This window comes from Ralstonia flaminis (assembly GCF_958415495.1).
Taxonomy (GTDB): Bacteria; Pseudomonadota; Gammaproteobacteria; order Burkholderiales; family Burkholderiaceae; genus Ralstonia; species Ralstonia flaminis.
This window is the reverse complement of the sequence record NZ_CATZLL010000047.1, coordinates 1-503: the sequence shown is the minus strand read 5'-3', so window position 1 is coordinate 503 and position 503 is coordinate 1. Positions and strand designations below refer to the sequence as shown.

At 63.4% G+C, this 503-nt stretch carries 1 protein-coding gene; it reads right to left on the bottom strand.

What is annotated here, in order from left to right:
• Positions 1 to 503: DDE-type integrase/transposase/recombinase (locus R2N11_RS26380; protein ID WP_316682968.1), on the bottom strand; the 503-nt coding region annotated here is incomplete at both ends.

Below are 503 nucleotides of genomic sequence, written 5' to 3'. Positions count from 1 at the left end.
AGTTCATCGCGCAGCTTGCCATTGAAGGACTCGCAGTAGCCGTTCTCCCACGGGCTGCCGGGTGCGATGAACAGCGTCTTCGCGCCCAAACGTCCCAGCCAGTCACGCACGATGTTCGCTGTCATCTCCGCACCGTTGTCCGAGCGCACATGCGCGGGGATGCCATGTACCAGCATGGCGTCGGCCAGCGTCTCGATGACGTCCATACTGTTTAAGCGTCGCCCTACCTTGATGGCTAGACACTGGCGCGAGAACTCGTCGACGAGCGTCATCAGTCGCAGGCTGCGGCCGTCTTCGGTAGTGTGGTGCACGAAGTCGTAGCTCCAGACGTGATGTGGATACTCCGGGCGCAGCCGCACACAGGAGCCATCGTTGAACCATAGGCGGCCCCTCGGGCGCCGCTTCTTCGGTACCTTGAGCCCCTCGCGACGCCAGATGCGCTGCACGCGGTCGCGGCCAACTTGCCAACCGCTGGCCTGCAACAGCGCCGTGATGCGTCGGTA